Genomic DNA, 19,340 nt, shown 5'->3' on the forward strand with positions numbered 1-19,340 from the left:
GGCGCTCACGCTTACCCGGCCTACAGAACCCGTAGGCACTCGCAAGCGCAGCACCGCCGGGCAAATTAAAAAGGCCCTTACGGGCCTTTTTTATATTCTGGTTTTTCTCACGCGATCCGCATAAACAGACAGCGTTTGTTTGAGCACGTCCAGCGTCACCGGTTTCGACAGGCAGCTGTCCATGCCCGACTCCAGACAGCGCTGTTTCTCTTCCGCCAGCGCGTTCGCCGTTACGCCCACGACAGGCAGCGTCAGGCCAAGCTGTCGGATGCGCTGCGTCAGCCGGTAGCCGTCCATGTTAGGCATGTTGACGTCGCTCAGCACGATATCAATATGATTTTTACTCAGCACATTCAGCGCATCCACGCCGTCATTGGCGGTTTTGCACTGGTAGCCCAGCGATCCAAGCTGGTCAGCCAGCAGGCGGCGGTTAATCGGATGGTCATCCACCACCAGAATCATCATATCGTCATTCACTGACGCCAGACCTTCCGGTGACGGCAGCGCGACTGCACCGTCGTTCTCTTCCAGCTCGACTTTATAGATACGGGCCAGCAGGCTCAACAGCTCATGCGGCGTTGCGACGCTGTGCACCCATTCCCCCGGCGCACGTTCAACCGGTATGCCAATGTGGCGACGGCAGAAGAGCACCGTTCCTCTCCCCTGCCACGGCTGTTCCGGCATCTCGTCGGCGATGAGCACATCGTCCACGTCCGGCGTCTGGCCTTCATAGCGGCAGACCCTCACGCCGCTATGGGCGAGCAACGCCGTCAGATAGTCATTCAGCGAGGCATTATTGACCGCCAGCCAGCAGCGCTTATCGTTCAGCCCGTCAACCGTGGCTTTTGTCGGATACTGCGCCGAATAGAGCGGAATGCGGATGGTGAACTGGCTGCCCATGCCGGGCTCGGTATCCACGGAAATGTCACCGTCCATCATGCTGACGAGCTTCTCGCAAATCGCCAGCCCCAGACCGGTGCCCTGGAAGTTACGCTGCACGCCGGTGCCGACCTGGAAGAACGGATCGAACAGACGCACCACCTCTTTGGCCGGTATGCCCACCCCCGTGTCGCGCACGCGGATGCTGAGGTAATCTCCCGCCCGGCAGACGTGTAGCACAATGCAGCCGATATCGGTGAATTTGATGGCATTGCTGAGCAGGTTAGAGATGACCTGCTGCAGGCGCATCGGGTCGCCGTGCAGCGTCAGCGGCACGTCCGGTTCAATGAAGCAGTAGAGCCCCAGCTGTTTACGCACCACCAGCGGCAGATAGTTGGCGCTGATGTGGTTCATGACCTCACGCGGCGAAAACTCGCGCGGCTCGATTTTCAGCTGTTCAGACTCAATTTTAGAGAAGTCGAGAATATCGCTGATGATCTTCAGCAGCAGGCTGGAGGAGTTGTTCATCGCCGTTACCAGCCGGTCGACGCCTTTCGGCAATTCCTTCGTCTGCAGCAGATCGAGGTTACCGATAATCCCGTACAGCGGCGTACGCAGCTCGTGACTGACGGTAGCCAGGAACATGGATTTCGACTGGCTGGCCTGCTCCGCGGCCTGCGCCATCTCCTGCAGCGACTCTTCCATCTTCACGCGCGCGGAGACATCCACCAGCACGCAAATCGCTACGTTTTCATTGCGATAGCGGGAATGAACAAAGCTGATCTGCAGGTTAGTGTGGGTGCTGGTGAGCACGTCGACAAAGTTCACCTGTTGGCCGCAGATGATTTGCGTCAGCCTTTGCCGGTCCTCGTGCGTCAGCATGTTCAGGTAGTTGTGCGCCAGCTCGTTACTCAGGATGTTGGTCCCGTCCTGGGTACGAAGAATGCAGATCCCCACCGGAGCCGAAGCGACAATCTTGCGGTTGAACTGCTCGTGCTCCTCCAGACGCTGGGCGTCACTTTCGGCGGGAATAAAGATTCTTCGCTCATACATCCGCGCCAGCGTAAACAGCGCCCCGCCCACCAGCAGGTTCAGCAGGATCGCATTCATAATAAGAATGCGTATCCGCTCAAGGACCATATCCACCGGCAGCGAGTAAACAATGCTCAGCGACGATGGCGGCAGGCTTTTTTTCAGCACCAGCTCGCGGAAGCCGGAGGTGTAGCCAAACCATGAGCGTTCCTGCATCCAGTGCGGATCGACGTTCAAACTTTTATCCGGCCCGGCGAGTGAGATCAGCTGATGCCCGTTTTCATCCAGAATGGTCACGCCCATCGGCAGGCTGCCCGGCGTGAAGAAGTTTTCCATGCGGATGGTCTGTTCAATCCCCAGCAGCGCCTGCAGACGATTGCCCAGGTAGACCGGCGTCAGCGCGTAGAAATAGCCTACGCCCATGCGCGGCCCCTGGCTAATCCAGAAAATGTTGTTCCCGCGCTCGTCCTGCGGCGCATTGCGATATTTCACAATACGCTCGTGCAGGCTTTTCAGCGCATCATCGCGCTCGACGGGCACATCGCGCAGGCCAAAGTCAGCCATGCAGAGATTCTCGCTGCCAATCAGGAATACGCGGTTGAGATCGTAAGCGGCGGAGAAGTTGTCGCGCCAGTAGCGCATAAACCAGGCGAGGGATTCCAGCGACCCGCGCCAGGTGCTGCTCATGGTGGAGCAATCCGAGTCCGGGAACAGCGGCTGGAAGTCCGGCACTTCGGTTTTGTCATTGCGCCCGCGCAGGGCAAGGATACCGTTTTCTGCCGTCAGCCGATTTTCGGCAATATACTTCAGCTCCTTCATCACGTCAGACGTTCGCTGAATGTAGCGCTGGGCCTGATCGGAGCTTAAATTAAACTCCTGGCGGATCTCCGCTTCTTTCTGGTTCAACGCATTGACGATGTAAAACACCGACAGCAAGGCCACCAGCAGCCAAAGCAGGAGCGCCAGCGCCCGGAACAGATAGCGAGAAACTTTCAGCGTGGTACGAAAGGAGACGAGGTATTTCAAAGGGGCGAGGCTCCGCCATCGGGGTCAAAAGAATGTGGTTAAGGTAGCGGTAAACGCGGCTTGTCGCAACGTTCACGTATCTGCATCTGCAAAAGAAAAGGGCCGGAATCCGGCCCTTTATGCGTCAGAAGAGATTACTCGTCAGCGTCATCCGCTGCGTCGTCGTCGCTCTCTGCTTCCGGTGCGATTTCATCATCACCTTCCGCGACGCTGCCGTCGATGGAATCGAGCTCTTCGTCGTCCACCGGCTCAGCAACGCGCTGCAGACCGACCACGTTTTCATCTTCCGCCGTACGGATGAGGATAACGCCCTGGGTGTTACGGCCCACCACGCTGATCTCGGATACGCGCGTACGCACCAGCGTACCGGCATCGGTGATCATCATGATCTGGTCGGCATCGTCCACCTGCACCGCGCCCACAACGGAACCGTTGCGCTCGGTGACCTTGATGGAGATAACGCCCTGCGTGCCGCGTGACTTGGTCGGGTATTCGCTTTCCGCCGTACGTTTACCGTAGCCGTTCTGGGTGACGGTCAGGATTGCGCCTTCGCCACGTGGAACGATCAGGGAAACAACGGAGTCTTCACCCGCCAGCTTGATACCGCGCACGCCGGTCGCCGTACGACCCATTGCGCGCACGGCGTTCTCTTTGAAGCGCACCACTTTACCGGCCGCAGAGAACAGCATCACTTCATCAGAACCAGAGGTCAGATCCACACCGATCAGCTCGTCGCCTTCGTTCAGGTTTACCGCAATAATACCGGCAGAACGCGGACGGCTGAACTCGGTCAGCGCGGTTTTCTTCACGGTACCGCTGGCGGTCGCCATAAAGACGTTCACGCCCTCTTCGTACTCGCGTACCGGCAGGATGGCGGTGATACGTTCGTTCGCTTCCAGCGGCAGCAGGTTGACGATTGGACGACCGCGCGCACCGCGGCTCGCTTCCGGCAGCTGATAGACCTTCATCCAGTACAGACGGCCACGGCTGGAGAAGCAGAGGATCGTATCGTGGGTGTTAGCCACCAGCAGACGGTCAATGAAGTCTTCTTCTTTAATACGTGCCGCAGATTTACCTTTACCGCCACGACGCTGTGCTTCGTAGTCGGTCAGAGGCTGATACTTCACGTAGCCCTGGTGAGACAGGGTCACTACCACGTCTTCGCGGTTGATCAGATCTTCAATGTTGATATCAGAGCTGTTCGCGGTGATTTCGGTGCGGCGCTCGTCGCCGAACTGATCGCGGACCAGTTCCAGCTCTTCGCGGATCACTTCCATCAGGCGCTCGGCGCTACCCAGGATGTGCAGCAGCTCAGCAATTTGCTCCAGCAGCTCTTTGTACTCGTCGAGCAGTTTTTCATGCTCAAGGCCGGTCAGCTTCTGCAGGCGCAGATCCAGAATCGCCTGGGCCTGCTGTTCAGTCAGGTAGTACTGACCGTCACGCACGCCGAATTCAGGCTCGAGCCACTCAGGACGCGCGGCGTCGTCGCCCGCACGTTCCAGCATCGCCGCCACGTTGCCCAGATCCCACGGACGCGCAACCAGCGACGCTTTCGCTTCTGCCGGCGTCGGCGCACGGCGGATCAGCTCGATGATCGGGTCGATGTTCGCCAGCGCAACCGCCAGTGCTTCAAGGATATGAGCGCGATCGCGCGCTTTGCGCAGTTCGAAGATGGTACGACGGGTCACCACTTCGCGGCGGTGACGCACGAACGCGCTCAGGATCTCTTTCAGGTTCATGATCTTCGGCTGACCATGGTGCAGCGCAACCATGTTGATACCGAAGGAGACCTGAAGCTGAGTCTGGGAGTACAGGTTGTTCAGCACAACCTCACCCACCGCGTCGCGCTTGATTTCAATCACGATGCGCATACCGTCTTTGTCAGACTCGTCACGCAGCGCGCTGATGCCTTCAACGCGTTTCTCTTTTACCAGCTCGGCGATTTTTTCAATCAGACGCGCTTTGTTCACCTGATACGGTATCTCGTGAACAATGATAGTTTCACGGCCGGTTTTGGCGTCCGCTTCCACTTCGGCGCGGGCACGGATGTAAATCTTGCCACGACCGGTGCGGTACGCTTCTTCAATGCCGCGACGACCGTTGATGATCGCCGCCGTCGGGAAGTCCGGGCCCGGGATGTGTTCCATCAGCCCTTCAATGCTGATGTCTTCATCGTCGATATAGGCCAGGCAGCCGTTGATCACTTCTGTGATGTTGTGCGGCGGAATGTTGGTCGCCATACCCACGGCGATACCGGACGAGCCGTTCACCAGCAGGTTAGGGATCTTCGTTGGCATGACGTCAGGAATTTTTTCCGTGCCGTCGTAGTTATCAACGAAATCAACCGTCTCTTTTTCCAGGTCGGCCATCAGCTCATGGGCAATCTTCGCCAGACGGATTTCCGTATAACGCATTGCCGCGGCGGAGTCGCCGTCGATAGAACCAAAGTTACCCTGACCATCTACCAGCATGTAACGCAGCGAGAATGGCTGCGCCATACGGACAATGGTGTCGTACACCGCGGAATCACCATGGGGATGGTATTTACCGATTACGTCACCAACGACACGGGCAGATTTTTTGTAGGCTTTATTCCAGTCATTGCCCAATACGTTCATGGCGTATAGTACGCGACGGTGTACCGGCTTCAGGCCATCGCGGACGTCCGGCAGCGCACGGCCAACAATGACCGACATCGCATAGTCCAGATAGGAGCTTTTCAGCTCTTCCTCGATGTTAACCGGTGTAATTTCTCTCGCAAGGTCGCTCATCTAACCGCTATCCCTCTACTGTATCCCGGATTCAAAGGTCGCAAATTATAACACAGCCGCGGTGATACAGGTAAACCTATACGCTTTATTCACAGGGATTGCCTGATATACTCATTTGTCTTGCTAAATAAGGAGTAAAAGCGCCCATGAATGCCGAAAAATCCCCGGTGGCACACAACGTTGACCACGAAGAGATTGCCAAATTTGAAGCGGTGGCGTCCCGCTGGTGGGATCTCGAAGGTGAGTTCAAACCGCTGCATCGCATTAACCCGCTGCGTCTGGGCTATATCGCGGAGCGTTCCGGCGGTCTGTTCGGTAAGAAAGTGCTCGACGTCGGCTGCGGCGGCGGCATCCTGGCGGAGAGCATGGCGCGCGAAGGGGCCACCGTGACCGGCCTGGACATGGGCTTCGAGCCTCTACAGGTTGCCCGTCTTCATGCGCTGGAGTCCGGTATACAGGTGGAATATGTGCAGGAAACCGTGGAAGAGCACGCGGCAAAACATGCCCACCAGTACGACGTGGTGACCTGCATGGAGATGCTGGAGCACGTTCCGGATCCGCAGTCCGTGGTAAACGCCTGTGCAAAACTTGTGAAGCCGGGCGGCCAGGTCTTCTTCTCGACAATTAACCGCAACGGTAAAGCCTGGCTGATGGCCGTGGTCGGCGCAGAATATGTGCTGCGCATGGTGCCGAAAGGGACGCACGACGTGAAGAAGTTTATCAAGCCTGCCGAACTGCTGGGCTGGGTTGACCAGACGTGGCTTAAGGAGCAGCACATCACGGGCCTGCACTACAACCCGCTAACGGATAAATTCAAACTTGCCCCGGGCGTGGATGTTAACTATATGTTGCATACAACCGCCAAAAACGACTAACGTCATCCGTTATTCTTATAATGATTGCGCGACATCATGTTGCGCAATTCTGACCTCCCGTTGAAGAAATCAGCACTCGATCAAATTTTGAATTTTTTTTCTAAATTATTGACATCTCTTCCAGGCCTTACGGTACGAGGACTTACGCTTTTTTACCCTTTCACAACCTCAATTTAACCTCAAAATCAACCCTTGTGCTGAAAAGATTCGATACTAGAATACTCACCATATAGCGTTTTTCTTATCGCAAACCCCCTATATGTAGTATTTATCCACAGAGTTAGTCACAAGACGGATCTGTGGATAAGCGGGGGATATTTTTTATTTCACGGACAGGTAAAACCCACATGAATCAGAGTCTGCTGGTGACAAAGCGCGACGGTACTACCGAGCGTATCAATCTGGACAAAATCCATCGAGTTCTCGACTGGGCAGCAGAAGGACTGAATAACGTATCTATATCCCAGGTTGAACTGCGTTCTCACATTCAGTTCTACGACGGCATCAAAACGTCTGATATCCACGAAACCATTATCAAAGCAGCGGCGGATCTGATCTCCCGCGACGCACCGGATTATCAGTACCTCGCTGCGCGTCTGGCGATTTTCCACCTGCGTAAGAAAGCCTACGGCCAGTTCGAGCCGCCGAAGCTTTACGATCACGTGGTGAAAATGGTTGAGCTGGGCAAATACGACACGCATCTGCTGGAAGACTATACGGAAGAAGAGTTCGAGCAGATGAACGGGTTTATCGATCACTGGCGCGACATGAACTTCTCCTACGCGGCGGTGAAGCAGCTCGAAGGCAAATACCTGGTTCAGAACCGTGTGACCGGTGAGATCTACGAAAGCGCCCAGTTCCTCTATATTCTGGTGGCTGCCTGCCTGTTCTCAAACTACCCGCGCGACACCCGTCTGGACTACGTGAAGCGTTTCTACGATGCGGTATCGACGTTCAAAATTTCTCTGCCAACGCCGATCATGTCTGGCGTGCGCACCCCTACCCGTCAGTTCAGCTCCTGCGTACTGATCGAGTGTGGTGACAGCCTGGATTCCATCAACGCCACCTCCAGCGCCATCGTGAAATACGTCTCGCAGCGTGCCGGTATCGGCATCAACGCCGGTCGCATCCGCGCGCTGGGCAGCCCGATTCGCGGCGGTGAAGCGTTCCACACCGGCTGTATCCCGTTCTATAAGCACTTCCAGACGGCGGTAAAATCCTGCTCTCAGGGCGGCGTGCGCGGCGGCGCAGCGACCCTGTTCTACCCAATGTGGCACCTGGAAGTGGAAAGCCTGCTGGTGCTGAAAAACAACCGCGGCGTGGAAGGCAACCGCGTGCGTCACATGGACTACGGCGTGCAGATCAACAAGCTGATGTACACCCGTCTGCTGAAAGGGGAAGACATCACCCTGTTCAGCCCGTCCGACGTCCCGGGCCTGTACGACGCGTTCTTCGCCGATCAGGACGAGTTCGAGCGTCTGTACACCAAATATGAAAAAGACGACAGCATCCGTAAACAGCGCCTGAAGGCGGTAGACCTGTTCTCCCTGATGATGCAGGAGCGCGCCTCTACCGGCCGTATCTACATCCAGAACGTTGACCACTGCAATACCCACAGCCCGTTTGATCCGGCGGTTGCGCCAGTGCGCCAGTCTAACCTGTGCCTGGAGATCGCCCTGCCAACCAAACCGCTGGAAGACGTGAACGACGAAAACGGCGAAATCGCCCTGTGTACGCTCTCCGCGTTCAACCTGGGTGCGATTAAGAGCCTGGACGAGCTGGAAGAGCTGGCCGTGCTGGCGGTACGTGCGCTGGATGCCCTGCTGGACTACCAGGATTACCCAATCCCGGCCGCTAAACGCGGCGCAATGGGCCGTCGTACCCTGGGTATCGGCGTGATCAACTTCGCCTACTGGCTGGCGAAAAACGGCAAGCGTTACTCCGACGGCAGCGCTAATAACCTGACGCACCAGACGTTCGAAGCGATTCAGTACTACCTGATGAAAGCCTCTAACGAGCTGGCGAAAGAGCAAGGCGCGTGCCCGTGGTTCAACGAAACCACCTATGCAAAAGGCATTCTGCCGATCGACACCTATAAGAAAGACCTGGATGCGATCGTCAGCGAGCCGCTGCACCTGGACTGGGAAGGCCTGCGCGAGTCCATCAAAACGCACGGCCTGCGTAATTCCACGCTCTCTGCCCTGATGCCGTCCGAGACCTCTTCGCAGATCTCCAACGCCACCAACGGTATTGAGCCACCGCGCGGCCACGTCAGCATTAAAGCGTCGAAAGACGGCGTGCTGCGTCAGGTGGTGCCGGATTACGAAACGCTGGGCAACAACTACGAGCTGCTGTGGGAGATGCCAAACAACGACGGCTACCTGCAGCTGGTGGGTATCATGCAGAAGTTTATCGACCAGTCGATCTCTGCCAATACTAACTACGACCCGACGCGCTTCCCGTCCGGCAAGGTACCAATGCAGCAGCTGTTGAAAGACCTGCTGACCGCCTACAAATTTGGCGTGAAAACGCTGTACTATCACAACACCCGTGACGGTGCAGAAGACGCGCAGGACGACCTGGTACCGTCAATTCAGGACGATGGCTGCGAAAGCGGCGCATGTAAGATCTAATGAAGGGCGGGGATATCCCCGCCTTTATTTCGTAAGACAGGACACACTCATGGCATATACCACCTTTTCACAGACGAAAAACGACCAGCTCAAAGAGCCAATGTTCTTCGGCCAGCCGGTCAACGTGGCACGCTACGATCAGCAAAAATATGACATCTTCGAAAAGCTGATTGAAAAGCAACTCTCCTTCTTCTGGCGTCCGGAAGAAGTTGACGTTTCCCGCGACCGTATTGATTACCAGTCGCTGCCGGATCACGAAAAGCATATTTTCATCAGCAATCTGAAGTACCAGACGCTGCTGGACTCCATTCAGGGCCGTAGCCCGAACGTGGCGCTGTTGCCGCTGATCTCGATTCCTGAACTGGAAACCTGGGTGGAAACCTGGGCGTTCTCCGAGACGATCCACTCCCGCTCTTATACCCACATCATCCGCAACATCGTGAACGATCCGGCGGTGGTGTTTGACGATATCGTCACTAACGAGCAGATCCAGAAGCGCGCGGAAGGCATTGCGCACTACTACGACGAGCTGATCGAGATGACCAGCTACTGGCATCTGCTGGGCGAAGGCACCCACAGCGTGAACGGCAAAACCGTTACCGTGAACCTGCGCGCGCTGAAAAAGCAGCTGTACCTCTGCCTGATGAGCGTTAACGCCCTGGAAGCGATCCGCTTCTACGTGAGCTTCGCCTGCTCCTTCGCCTTTGCCGAGCGCAAGCTGATGGAAGGCAACGCCAAAATCATCCGTCTGATCGCTCGTGACGAAGCCCTGCACCTGACCGGCACCCAGCACATGCTGAACCTGCTGCGCAGCGGTACGGATGACCCGGAGATGGCGGAAATCGCCGAAGAGTGCAAGCAGGAGTGCTACGACCTGTTCGTGCTGGCGGCTCAGCAGGAGAAAGAGTGGGCAGACTACCTGTTCCGCGACGGCTCCATGATTGGCCTGAACAAAGATATTCTGTGCCAGTACGTGGAGTACATCACCAACATCCGCATGCAGGCGGTTGGTCTGGACCTGCCGTTCCAGACGCGCTCTAACCCGATTCCGTGGATCAACACCTGGCTGGTATCCGATAACGTGCAGGTTGCGCCGCAGGAAGTGGAAGTGAGCTCTTATCTGGTCGGTCAGATTGATTCTGAAGTCAACACCGACGACCTGAGCGACTTCCAGCTCTGATGACGCGCGTAACGCTGAGCCTTTCTGGCACCGAAGTGCTGTGCCAGGATGAGCACCCTTCCCTTCTGGTGGCGCTTGAAGCGCATCAGGTGGAGGTAGAGTACCAGTGTCGTGAAGGCTATTGCGGCTCCTGCCGCTGCCGTCTGGTCGCAGGCCAGGTGGACTGGCTGACCGAACCGCTGGCCTTTATCAGTGAAGGGGAAATTTTGCCCTGCTGCTGCCGGGCAAAAGGCGATATTGAGATCGAGATGTAAAAAAGGGCCTTACGGCCCTTTTTCTATTTTAAGAACGTCACCGCTTTATCCGGGAAATCCGTAAACAGCCCGTCCACGTCCGCCTGCTTATACAACACCTCGTAAAGCTGATTCACATCGGTGGCATATGGCGGCAGCTGGTCGGCACGCACCGTGTACGGATGCACCTGCATCTTGCTGGCGTGCGCCTCTTTCACCATCGCCGTCAGCTTCACGTGGCCAGGCGTTGAGCCTTCCGCCACCAGCATGTGATAATCCGGCCCGATGCCGTCAGCGTACTGCGCAATCTGCTTCATCGCGCCCGGCTTGAACATCCAGTCGTAGCTGTAGTTCACCCACTTCCCGTCCGGCTGTTTCTCCTGGGTTTCGTTCCAGTCGGTGTAGGCAATCAGCTGCACCAGATTGAGATCCATCCCCATCTTCGGCTCCAGCTCGGTTTTGATGCGCTTCAGCTCGGCTGCGTCAAAACACTGCAGGTAAACTTTGTCCTTCTTGCTGGTGTAGCCGTACTGTTTCAGCACCTCCAGCGTCTTCGCGGCAATGTCCTTCCCTTCCTGATGGTGGAACCACGGCGCTTTGATTTCCGGGTAGATACCGATGTTTTTACCGGTCGAGTGGTTCAGCCCCTGAACAAACTCAATCTCTTCCTGGAAGGTATGGATCCGGAAGTCAGATTTGCCCATCGGGAAGCGTCCCGGGTAGACCTGCACCTTCTTGCCGTTTTCAATCTCAAAGCCTTCGGTAAACTTCAGAGAGCGAATTTCATCCAGGGTAAAGTCGATGGCGTAGTAACGACCGTCTTTGCGCGCGCGGTCCGGGAAACGCTCCGCCACGTCCGTGACGCGGTCAAGATAGTGGTCATGCAGGACGACCAGCTGGACGTCCTTCGTCATCACCAGATCCTGCTCCAGATAATCCGCGCCCTGGGCATAGGCCATCGCTTTCGCCGGCAGCGTATGCTCCGGCAGATAGCCGCTGGCACCGCGGTGGGCGATAACGATTTTATCCGCCGCCAGGGCAGAGCCTGTCATCAGGCCTGCCAGCAGCAGGCCGGTGGTTAATGGAGTTAATTTCATCGCAATGCTCCTTACTGACGACGCGCCAGCACTTCCGCGTGGTGACGTTTCTCGCCGATCATCACAACAACCAGCAGCAGAACCGCCAGCACGCTGCCGCCGATCATCACCATAAAGCCGCCGTCCCAGCCGAAGAAGTCAACGGTGTAGCCCACGATAGCGCTCGCCGCGACGGAACCGCCGAGGTAGCCAAACAGACCGGTAAAGCCTGCCGCAGTGCCCGCCGCTTTTTTCGGCGCCAGCTCAAGCGCGTGCAGACCGATCAGCATCACCGGGCCGTAAATCAGGAAGCCGATAACGATCATACAGGCCATGTCTACTGATGGGTTACCCGGCGGGTTAAGCCAGTAAACGACAGTCGCGATAGTCACCAGGCTCATAAAGAACACGCCCGTTGCGCCGCGGTTGCCTTTAAACACTTTGTCCGACATCCAGCCGCAAATCAGCGTGCCCGGGATCCCGGCATATTCATACAGGAAGTACGCCCAGGAGGATTTATCCAGCGCGAAGTGCTTCACCTCTTTCAGGTAGGTCGGGGACCAGTCGAGGATGCCGTAGCGCAGCAGGTATACGAACACGTTCGCCACCGCGATGTACCACAGCAGCTTGTTCGGCAGCACGTACTTCATGAAGATCTGTTTCGCGGTCAGCTCTTCTTCGTGCTTCTCGCTGTAGTCATCCGGATAGTCGTTTTTGTACTCTTCGATTGGCGGCAGCCCGCAGGACTGCGGCGTGTCGCGCATCAGGGCGAAGGCAATAATCGCCACCAGAATAGCACCAAAGGCAGGCATGTAGAGCGCCGCGTGCCAGTCGTTGAACCAGGCCATCCCCAGCAGGAACAGCAGAGGTGGAAGCCCGCCCCCGACGTTATGCGCGCAGTTCCACACCGACACAATGCCGCCACGCTCCTTCTGCGACCACCAGTGCACCATGGTACGTCCGCACGGCGGCCACCCCATCCCCTGGAACCAGCCGCAGAGGAACAACAGCACGAACATGATGGCAATGCTGGACGTCGCCCACGGCACAAAGCCCATGAACAGCATGACCGCTGCCGCGAGGATCAGACCGGCGGGCAGGAACACGCGCGGATTCGAACGGTCCGACACGGAACCCATGATGAATTTAGAAAAACCGTAGGCGATGGAGATCCCCGACAGCGCGAAGCCCAGGTCGCCGCGAGAGAAGCCCTGCTCCACCAGATACGGCATGGCGAGCGCAAAGTTTTTACGTACAAGATAGTACGCCGCATACCCGAAGAAGATCCCGAGGAAGATTTGCCAACGCAGACGGCGGTAGAGAGGATCGATCTCTGCCTCTGGCAGTCGCGCCCGATGCGGCGCAGGTTTGAAGATACTGAGCATAACAGCCTCCGTGGCCTTTCAAAAAATGACCAGGCATCTCGCGCCCGGTTACAGAGGCGGGGATGTTAAAAAAACATGCGGTTTGTTACTGTGAATCAACGCACAAATTGTTACAGAAATATGACAGAATGCGCAAAAAAGCGCATGAAATCACGTTTCAGTTTCGAATTTCGCGCGTTTATGTTCGAAATCAAACAAACCACACGTTCTATGTGGCTAAATGCTAAAAAACGAACATAGAGGAAAGGCAATGACAATTCACGATCCACGCTACAGCGATGTGATTATCATTGGCGGTGGCGCAACCGGCGCCGGCATCGCACGCGACTGCGCCCTTCGCGGCTTAAGCGTCACGCTTCTGGAGCGCCACGATATCGCCACCGGCGCGACGGGGCGTAACCACGGCCTGCTGCACAGCGGCGCGCGGTATGCGGTCACCGACGGTGAATCCGCGCGCGAATGCATCGCTGAAAACCAGATCCTCAAGCGTATCGCCCGACACTGCATAGAGCCAACTGACGGCCTCTTTATTACCCTTCCTGAAGATGACCTCGCCTTTCAGTCAATCTTTATAACCGCCTGTACTGCAGCGGGCATTCAGGCTGAGGCCATGGATCCGGCTCTGGCCCGGCGGCTGGAGCCATCGGTGAACCCGACGCTGATCGGCGCGGTGAAGGTGCCTGACGGCACCGTCGATCCGTTCCGCCTGACCGCCGCCAACATGCTGGACGCCCGCGAGCATGGCGCGCGCATTCTGACCGGACATGAAGTGACCGGGCTTATCCGCGAGGGTCATCGCATCTGCGGCGTGCGGGTGTTTAATACGCAGTATAACGAGCACAGCGAGCTGCACGCCGCCGTGGTGGTCAACGCGGCGGGGATCTGGGGCCAGCGCATCGCGGAATACGCCGATTTATCCATCCGCATGTTCCCGGCCAAAGGTTCGCTGCTGATCCTTGACCACCGCATCAATAACCACGTCATCAACCGCTGCCGCAAACCGTCTGACGCCGACATTCTGGTGCCGGGCGACACCATTTCGCTCATCGGTACGACGTCAACGCACGTTGACTACAGCGACATTGACGTCAACCGGGTCACCGCCGAAGAAGTGGATATTCTGCTGCGCGAAGGGGAAAAGCTGGCGCCGGTGATGGCGCAGACGCGTATCCTGCGCGCCTACGCGGGCGTGCGTCCCCTTGTCGCCAGCGATAACGATCCGAGCGGACGTAACGTCAGCCGGGGCATCGTGCTGCTCGATCACGCCGGGCGCGACGGCATGGACGGGTTTATCACCATTACCGGCGGCAAGCTGATGACCTACCGGCTGATGGCCGAGTGGGCGACCGATGCTGTCTGCCGCAAGCTCGGAAATACCGAACCGTGCGTTACCGCAGAACAGCCGTTGCCGGGATCGCGCCAGTCTACCGAAAAAACGCTGCAAAAAATCATCTCCCTGCCCGCGCCGCTGCGCGGTTCGGCCATCTACCGCCACGGCGACAGGACGCCGCAGTGGCTCGGTGAAGGACGACTGAGCCGCAGCCTGGTGTGCGAGTGCGAAGCCGTTACCGCAGGCGAAGTGCAGTACGCGGTAGAGAACCTGACGGTCAACAGCCTGTTGGATCTCCGCCGCCGCACCCGCGTCGGAATGGGGACCTGTCAGGGCGAGCTGTGCGCCTGCCGTGCCGCCGGGCTGCTGCAGCGTTTTCATACCACCACCGCCACCCAGTCGCTCGATCAGCTCAGCGCGTTTTTGAACGAGCGCTGGAAAGGTATTCAGCCTGTCGCCTGGGGCGATGCCCTGCGCGAAAGCGAATTTACCCGCTGGGTCTATCAGGGGCTTTGCGGCCTGGAGAAGGAGCAACACGATGAAATTTGATACCGTAATCGTCGGCGGCGGGCTGGCAGGCTTGCTCTGCGGCATCAAACTCACGAAGCAGGGGCTGCGCTGCGCCATTATCACCCGCGGCCAGAGCGCCCTGCACTTCTCGTCGGGATCGCTGGATCTGGTGGACGAAGCGTACCGCGACAGGCTGCCGCCGGAGCACCCCTATCACCTGGTTGGCGCGCAGCATATTGACCGCTTTGCGCTGGAAGCCGAAGCGCTGCTGGCGGGCTGCGGCGCGCGTCTGAAGGGAAGCGCCAGGCAAAATCACCAGCGCATCACGCCGCTCGGCACCCTGCGCTCCGCGTGGCTCAGCCCGGAGGAAGTCCCCGTGGCCCCCGTCAGCGCAGGACGAGTGCGGGTGGTGGGTATTAGCGGCTTTCTGGATTTTCAACCCCATCTCGCGGCGGCCTCGCTCTGTCGCCAGGGCATCAACGCCGACACGGCAGAAATAGAGCTGCCCGAGCTGGATATCCTGCGCGATAACCCGAGCGAGTTTCGCGCGGTGAATATCGCCCGTTTTCTGGATAACGAGGACAAATGGCCGCTGCTGTATGAGGCGCTCAGGCCGCTCGGTGAAACCTGCGATGCCCTGTTAATGCCCGCCTGCTTTGGTTTAAACGACAACCGGCTCTGGCGCTGGCTCTCGGATCGTCTGCCCTGCACGCTCGGTTTACTGCCGACGCTTCCCCCTTCCGTACCCGGCATTCGTCTGCACACCCAGCTTCAGCGCCAGTTTGTTGCGCAGGGCGGCGTATGGATGGCGGGTGACGAGGTGAAAAAAATCACCCTGACCGACGGCGCGGTGAGCGAAATCTGGACGCGCAACCATGAGGATATTCCGCTTCACGCCCGCTATACGGTGCTGGCGAGCGGGAGCTTCTTCAGCAACGGGCTGCTGAGCAGCCGGGAGGGCATCCGGGAAGCGATTATGGGGCTGGATGTGCGGCAAACCGCTTCCCGCGCGGACTGGTATCAGTGTGATTTCTTCACGCCGCAGCCCTGGCAGCAGTTTGGCGTAATTGTCGATAACCGGCTACATCCGCAGCTTTCCGGTATGCCCGTCGGTAATCTTTTTGCCATCGGCTCGCTGCTGGGCGGATACGATCCGATCCCCCAGGGATGCGGCGGCGGGGTTTGCGCCGTCACGGCGGTGTATGTAGCCGAGCAGATTATCCAGCGCGTGGAGGCTGAACAATGAACGACACCCGTTTCGAAAGCTGCATTAAATGCACGGTCTGTACTACCGTCTGCCCGGTCAGCGGCGTAAACCCGCGCTACCCTGGGCCAAAGCAGGCCGGGCCGGACGGCGAGCGCCTGCGCCTGAAGGACGGCAGGCTGTACGACGAGGCGCTGAAATACTGTATCAACTGCAAGCGCTGCGAGGTCGCCTGCCCGTCGGACGTGAAAATCGGCGACATCATCCAGCGCGCCCGGGCGCGCTACAGCACGCAAAAGCCGACACTGCGCGATGCGATCCTGAGCCATACCGATCTGATGGGCTGCGTCTCCACGCCGTTTGCCCCGCTGGTGAATGCCGCAACCTCACTCAAGCCGGTGCGTCAGCTGCTGGATGCCACGCTTAAAATAGACCATCACCGCAGCCTGCCAAAATATTCTCACGGCACCTTCCGTCGCTGGTATAAAACCGTCGCGGAGCAGCAGGCGCAGTACGACGATCGGGTAGCCTTTTTCCACGGCTGCTATGTGAACTACAACCACCCGCAGTTGGGAAAAGACCTGCTGAAGGTGCTGAACGCCATGGGAACCGGCGTACAGCTGCTTAGCAAAGAGAAGTGCTGCGGCGTGCCGCTGATTGCCAACGGGTTTACCGATAAAGCGCGCAGGCAGGCCAAAAGCAACGTCACCTCCCTGCGCGAAGCGATTGTCGATAAAGGCATGCCGGTGCTGGCGACGTCGTCCACCTGCACCTTCACCCTGCGCGATGAGTACCCGCACCTGCTGGACGTGGATAACGCCGGACTGCGCGAGCACATCGAGCTGGCGACACGCTTCCTCTGGCGCAAGCTGGACAGCGGGCAGACGTTGCCGCTGGGAACATTGCCGCTGAAGGTGGTCTATCACACCCCGTGTCATATGGAGAAAATGGGCTGGTCGCTCTATACGCTGGAGCTGCTGCGGTTAATTCCGGGGCTGGAGCTGACGGTACTGGATTCGCGCTGCTGCGGCATCGCAGGCACCTACGGCTTTAAGCGTGAAAACTACGAAACCTCGCAGGCAATTGGTGCCCCGCTGTTCCGCCAGATTGAAGAGAGCGGCGCGGATATCGTGGTGACGGACTGCGAAACCTGTAAATGGCAGATTGAGATGTCCACCAGCAAGCGCTGCGAACATCCGATTACCCTGCTGGCGAAAGCGCTGGGCTGAACGTTGCCGGGGCGAAAGGCCCCGGCACAGGCATTACTCAACGAACAGCGACTCGACAACGTTAATCCAGCCGTGCTCGCTGGCGACCTCTTTGCCGTTGAGCCAGCGGCGCAGCATATTCAGCGCCATCATGGCGCACACCTCCTGACGCACCGCCAGGCTGTGGCGGGTGATGCTCATTTTTACCCGCAGCGCCCAGGTGCCTTCCGGCGTCGCCAGCGCGAAGTTGAGGTAATCCTCATCCAGCCCGCCGACAAACAGCGCCAGACCGGCAAAATGCTTCACCCTTCTTTCGGAAGCCCAGCGGGCGGTTTGCGCCAGGGTCTCCTGCTGAAACGGCACCACTTCGCTGGCGAGCAGCGGCGCGTTGACGCGCGACAATTGCAGCGCCAGCAGGCCACCGGTGAACTGCTCGCTTAAGGTCACGCTGAGCTGGCGAGTCTGCAGATGTTTTGCAATCTGCTCAGGCAACCCTTCCGTCCCTTCAAAAATCAGGCTTTCGCCCGCCACGCGCTGCACCTCAGGCCACAGGGCCAGCATCGCCTCTTTCTGCGTGGCCGGTCCTGTTAATTTGAGTTCAATGATCGGCATAGAGGAGCGATAGCCCATGGAGACGCCCGGCGGCAGAGGAAGGTGGTCAAGGCTCTGGGCCAGATCGCTTTCCGAGCGGCCAAAGGTGGTCAGGCGCAGGCACAGCGGAGGTTCAGGCAGAGTAAAACGCTGGCGAAGGCGCGGCAGGATCTGCTGCTCGACCATTACCTTAAATTCGGAGGGCACGCCCGGCGTGAAGAACATCAGGCAGCGGTTCAGCTGCATGGCAAACCCGCATGCGGTACCGACCGGGTTATCAACCAGCTCGGCGCTGGCGGGAATTTCAGCCTGCTTGCGGTTGCTGGGAGCCATAACGCGTCCACGTTCGGAGAAGAAGCGTTCCATCTGCGAAAGCCACGCCTCGTGCAGCACCAGCCCTTCGCCTTTTGCGGTCGCGGCAGCCAGCGCGCTGAGATCGTCACCGGTGGGGCCGAGCCCGCCGTTCACGATCAGCACGTCGCACTTTTCACTGCGCTCGCGCAGAACAGCGACCAGTGACTCCAGATTGTCGCCCACGGTATTGCGGCGCGTTAACGGTAATCCTTGCTCAAAGAAAAGATCGGCAAGCCAGGCAGCATTGGTATCAATAATCTGTCCGTGCAGCACTTCGTCGCCGGTGGATAACATCTCCACGTTAATCATTGTGTTCTCCCGCTTATTTGGTCAAAACACTATAGCGCAAACGCGGGGTGGAGATGAGAGAAACTGGCGCGACGGAACGCCGCGCCGGAACGATTAGAAGCCTGCGCTCACGCCCACATACGGGCCGTCAGCCAGCGCGTTATCACGGTTGCCGTCTTTACCGGCCAGGTTCAGATAACGGTAGCCCGCTTCGATGGTAATCTGACGCATGATGGTCCAGCGCGCGCCGGCGTTGGCTTCTTCATAGCTGTCGATGCCGCTGGAGAGGGAATCCGGAGAGTAGTAGTACTCACCAAACAGGCCGAAGCTGTCGCCAATTTTCCACTGCAGGCCGCCGCCCACTGCCGCTGCGTACCCTTCATCACCGTCATTTGGGTTGGTGTAGATACCTTTACCGCCAACGGTGGCCAGGAATGGGCCAAGAGGAATATTCAGACCGAGGCCGAGGCTTGCCGCGTCGCCGTCGTCATCGTTGTGCGTCCAGCCGCCGGTCATTGCCAGACCGGAGGTGTCAGTACCCATGCCAAAACCGAGGTGGGTATAGTCCTGACCCGCCGAACCATTAATGCTAATGGCGTTAGCCGCCGCAGATACAACCATCAGGCCGAGGCCCAGTAATGCCACTTTTTTCATTATCGCGATCCTGCATAATTATAGAGAAGTCCCCAAAACCGCGAGATTTTAACCTGAGTCTGCGGGGGATCAAGCACTCTGCGTGCGGCGGACAGGAAGATTGTAACGATT

At 58.0% G+C, this 19,340-nt stretch carries 13 protein-coding genes; 7 read left to right on the plus strand and 6 right to left on the minus strand.

Translation table 11 applies throughout. The features are described from left to right. Positions 1 to 90: 90 nt before the first annotated feature. Entirely contained in the window at positions 91 to 2,937 is a 2,847-nt protein-coding gene (rcsC, locus tag OKF39_RS16475) for a two-component system sensor histidine kinase RcsC (RefSeq protein WP_126326794.1), read from the minus strand. 134 nt (positions 2,938 to 3,071) lie between these two features. Further along, positions 3,072 to 5,708: a DNA topoisomerase (ATP-hydrolyzing) subunit A gene (gyrA, locus tag OKF39_RS16480; protein ID WP_028013903.1), complete on the minus strand. Its 2,637-nt coding sequence runs from the start codon at positions 5,706 to 5,708 to the stop codon at positions 3,072 to 3,074. A gap of 146 nt (positions 5,709 to 5,854) precedes the next feature. On the opposite strand from gyrA, the gene ubiG reads away from it, so the two are divergent. The 4 genes from ubiG (at position 5,855) to yfaE (ending at position 10,650) form a co-directional block, all read left to right on the plus strand. Beyond that, positions 5,855 to 6,583, plus strand: coding sequence for a bifunctional 2-polyprenyl-6-hydroxyphenol methylase/3-demethylubiquinol 3-O-methyltransferase UbiG (ubiG, locus tag OKF39_RS16485; RefSeq protein WP_020690665.1), 729 nt, complete (start codon positions 5,855 to 5,857; stop codon positions 6,581 to 6,583). A 347-nt stretch (positions 6,584 to 6,930) separates the two neighbouring features. Then, entirely contained in the window at positions 6,931 to 9,216 is a 2,286-nt protein-coding gene (nrdA, locus tag OKF39_RS16490) for a class 1a ribonucleoside-diphosphate reductase subunit alpha (protein ID WP_028013905.1), read from the plus strand. Between the two features lie 49 nt (positions 9,217 to 9,265). After that, the gene (gene nrdB / locus OKF39_RS16495) at positions 9,266 to 10,396 is read left to right on the plus strand and encodes a class Ia ribonucleoside-diphosphate reductase subunit beta (protein ID WP_041908962.1); all 1,131 of its coding nucleotides are present in this window, start codon (positions 9,266 to 9,268) and stop codon (positions 10,394 to 10,396) included. Continuing rightward, positions 10,396 to 10,650: a class I ribonucleotide reductase maintenance protein YfaE gene (gene yfaE, locus OKF39_RS16500; protein WP_047367977.1), complete on the plus strand. Its 255-nt coding sequence runs from the start codon at positions 10,396 to 10,398 to the stop codon at positions 10,648 to 10,650. Before nrdB ends, yfaE begins: the two co-directional genes overlap by 1 nt. A 23-nt stretch (positions 10,651 to 10,673) precedes the next feature. Here yfaE and glpQ read toward each other — a convergent pair whose 3' ends face one another. Together glpQ and glpT are read right to left on the minus strand one after the other, a co-directional pair. Then, on the minus strand, positions 10,674 to 11,726 hold the full coding sequence (gene glpQ / locus OKF39_RS16505; protein ID WP_479983152.1) for a glycerophosphodiester phosphodiesterase: 1,053 nt from the start codon (positions 11,724 to 11,726) through the stop codon (positions 10,674 to 10,676). Positions 11,727 to 11,737: 11 nt separating this feature from the next. Next, entirely contained in the window at positions 11,738 to 13,090 is a 1,353-nt protein-coding gene (glpT, locus tag OKF39_RS16510; protein ID WP_479983153.1) for a glycerol-3-phosphate transporter, read from the minus strand. 250 nt (positions 13,091 to 13,340) lie between these two features. Here glpT and glpA point away from each other — a divergent pair, with 250 nt between their 5' ends. From glpA to glpC, 3 genes are read left to right on the plus strand one after another with little or no spacing between them, the layout of a single operon-like run. Next, complete coding sequence (gene glpA / locus OKF39_RS16515; RefSeq protein WP_479983154.1) at positions 13,341 to 14,969, plus strand: anaerobic glycerol-3-phosphate dehydrogenase subunit A; 1,629 nt, start codon at positions 13,341 to 13,343, stop codon at positions 14,967 to 14,969. Then, the gene (glpB, locus tag OKF39_RS16520; RefSeq protein ID WP_479983155.1) at positions 14,959 to 16,176 is read left to right on the plus strand and encodes a glycerol-3-phosphate dehydrogenase subunit GlpB; all 1,218 of its coding nucleotides are present in this window, start codon (positions 14,959 to 14,961) and stop codon (positions 16,174 to 16,176) included. The genes glpA and glpB overlap by 11 nt, the downstream gene beginning before the upstream one ends. Continuing rightward, positions 16,173 to 17,363 (plus strand): anaerobic glycerol-3-phosphate dehydrogenase subunit GlpC, encoded by a 1,191-nt coding sequence (gene glpC, locus OKF39_RS16525; RefSeq protein ID WP_479983156.1) that lies wholly within the window; start codon positions 16,173 to 16,175, stop codon positions 17,361 to 17,363. The genes glpB and glpC overlap by 4 nt, the downstream gene beginning before the upstream one ends. Before the next feature lie 33 nt (positions 17,364 to 17,396). On the opposite strand, the gene OKF39_RS16530 is transcribed toward glpC, so the two are convergent. After that, the gene (locus OKF39_RS16530) at positions 17,397 to 18,596 is read right to left on the minus strand and encodes a nicotinamide mononucleotide deamidase-related protein YfaY (RefSeq protein WP_479983157.1); all 1,200 of its coding nucleotides are present in this window, start codon (positions 18,594 to 18,596) and stop codon (positions 17,397 to 17,399) included. A gap of 93 nt (positions 18,597 to 18,689) precedes the next feature. After that, positions 18,690 to 19,229, minus strand: coding sequence for a YfaZ family outer membrane protein (locus tag OKF39_RS16535; protein ID WP_479983158.1), 540 nt, complete (start codon positions 19,227 to 19,229; stop codon positions 18,690 to 18,692). Positions 19,230 to 19,340: the final 111 nt, after the last annotated feature.

Source organism: Enterobacter cloacae complex sp. HYC042_NIDB (assembly GCF_056673315.1).

Excerpts from the sequence above, each read along its gene's own strand:
- ubiG (WP_020690665.1), top strand. The coding sequence starts at position 5,855 with ATGAATGCCGAAAAATCCCCGGTGGCACACAACGTTGACCACGAAGAG.
- glpC (WP_479983156.1), top strand. The coding sequence starts at position 16,173 with ATGAACGACACCCGTTTCGAAAGCTGCATTAAATGCACGGTCTGTACT.
- glpA (WP_479983154.1), top strand. The coding sequence starts at position 13,341 with ATGACAATTCACGATCCACGCTACAGCGATGTGATTATCATTGGCGGT.
- yfaE (WP_047367977.1), top strand. The coding sequence starts at position 10,396 with ATGACGCGCGTAACGCTGAGCCTTTCTGGCACCGAAGTGCTGTGCCAG.
- glpB (WP_479983155.1), top strand. The coding sequence starts at position 14,959 with ATGAAATTTGATACCGTAATCGTCGGCGGCGGGCTGGCAGGCTTGCTC.
- OKF39_RS16530 (WP_479983157.1), bottom strand. The coding sequence starts at position 18,596 with ATGATTAACGTGGAGATGTTATCCACCGGCGACGAAGTGCTGCACGGA.
- OKF39_RS16535 (WP_479983158.1), bottom strand. The coding sequence starts at position 19,229 with ATGAAAAAAGTGGCATTACTGGGCCTCGGCCTGATGGTTGTATCTGCG.
- nrdB (WP_041908962.1), top strand. The coding sequence starts at position 9,266 with ATGGCATATACCACCTTTTCACAGACGAAAAACGACCAGCTCAAAGAG.
- glpQ (WP_479983152.1), bottom strand. The coding sequence starts at position 11,726 with ATGAAATTAACTCCATTAACCACCGGCCTGCTGCTGGCAGGCCTGATG.
- nrdA (WP_028013905.1), top strand. The coding sequence starts at position 6,931 with ATGAATCAGAGTCTGCTGGTGACAAAGCGCGACGGTACTACCGAGCGT.
- gyrA (WP_028013903.1), bottom strand. The coding sequence starts at position 5,708 with ATGAGCGACCTTGCGAGAGAAATTACACCGGTTAACATCGAGGAAGAG.
- glpT (WP_479983153.1), bottom strand. The coding sequence starts at position 13,090 with ATGCTCAGTATCTTCAAACCTGCGCCGCATCGGGCGCGACTGCCAGAG.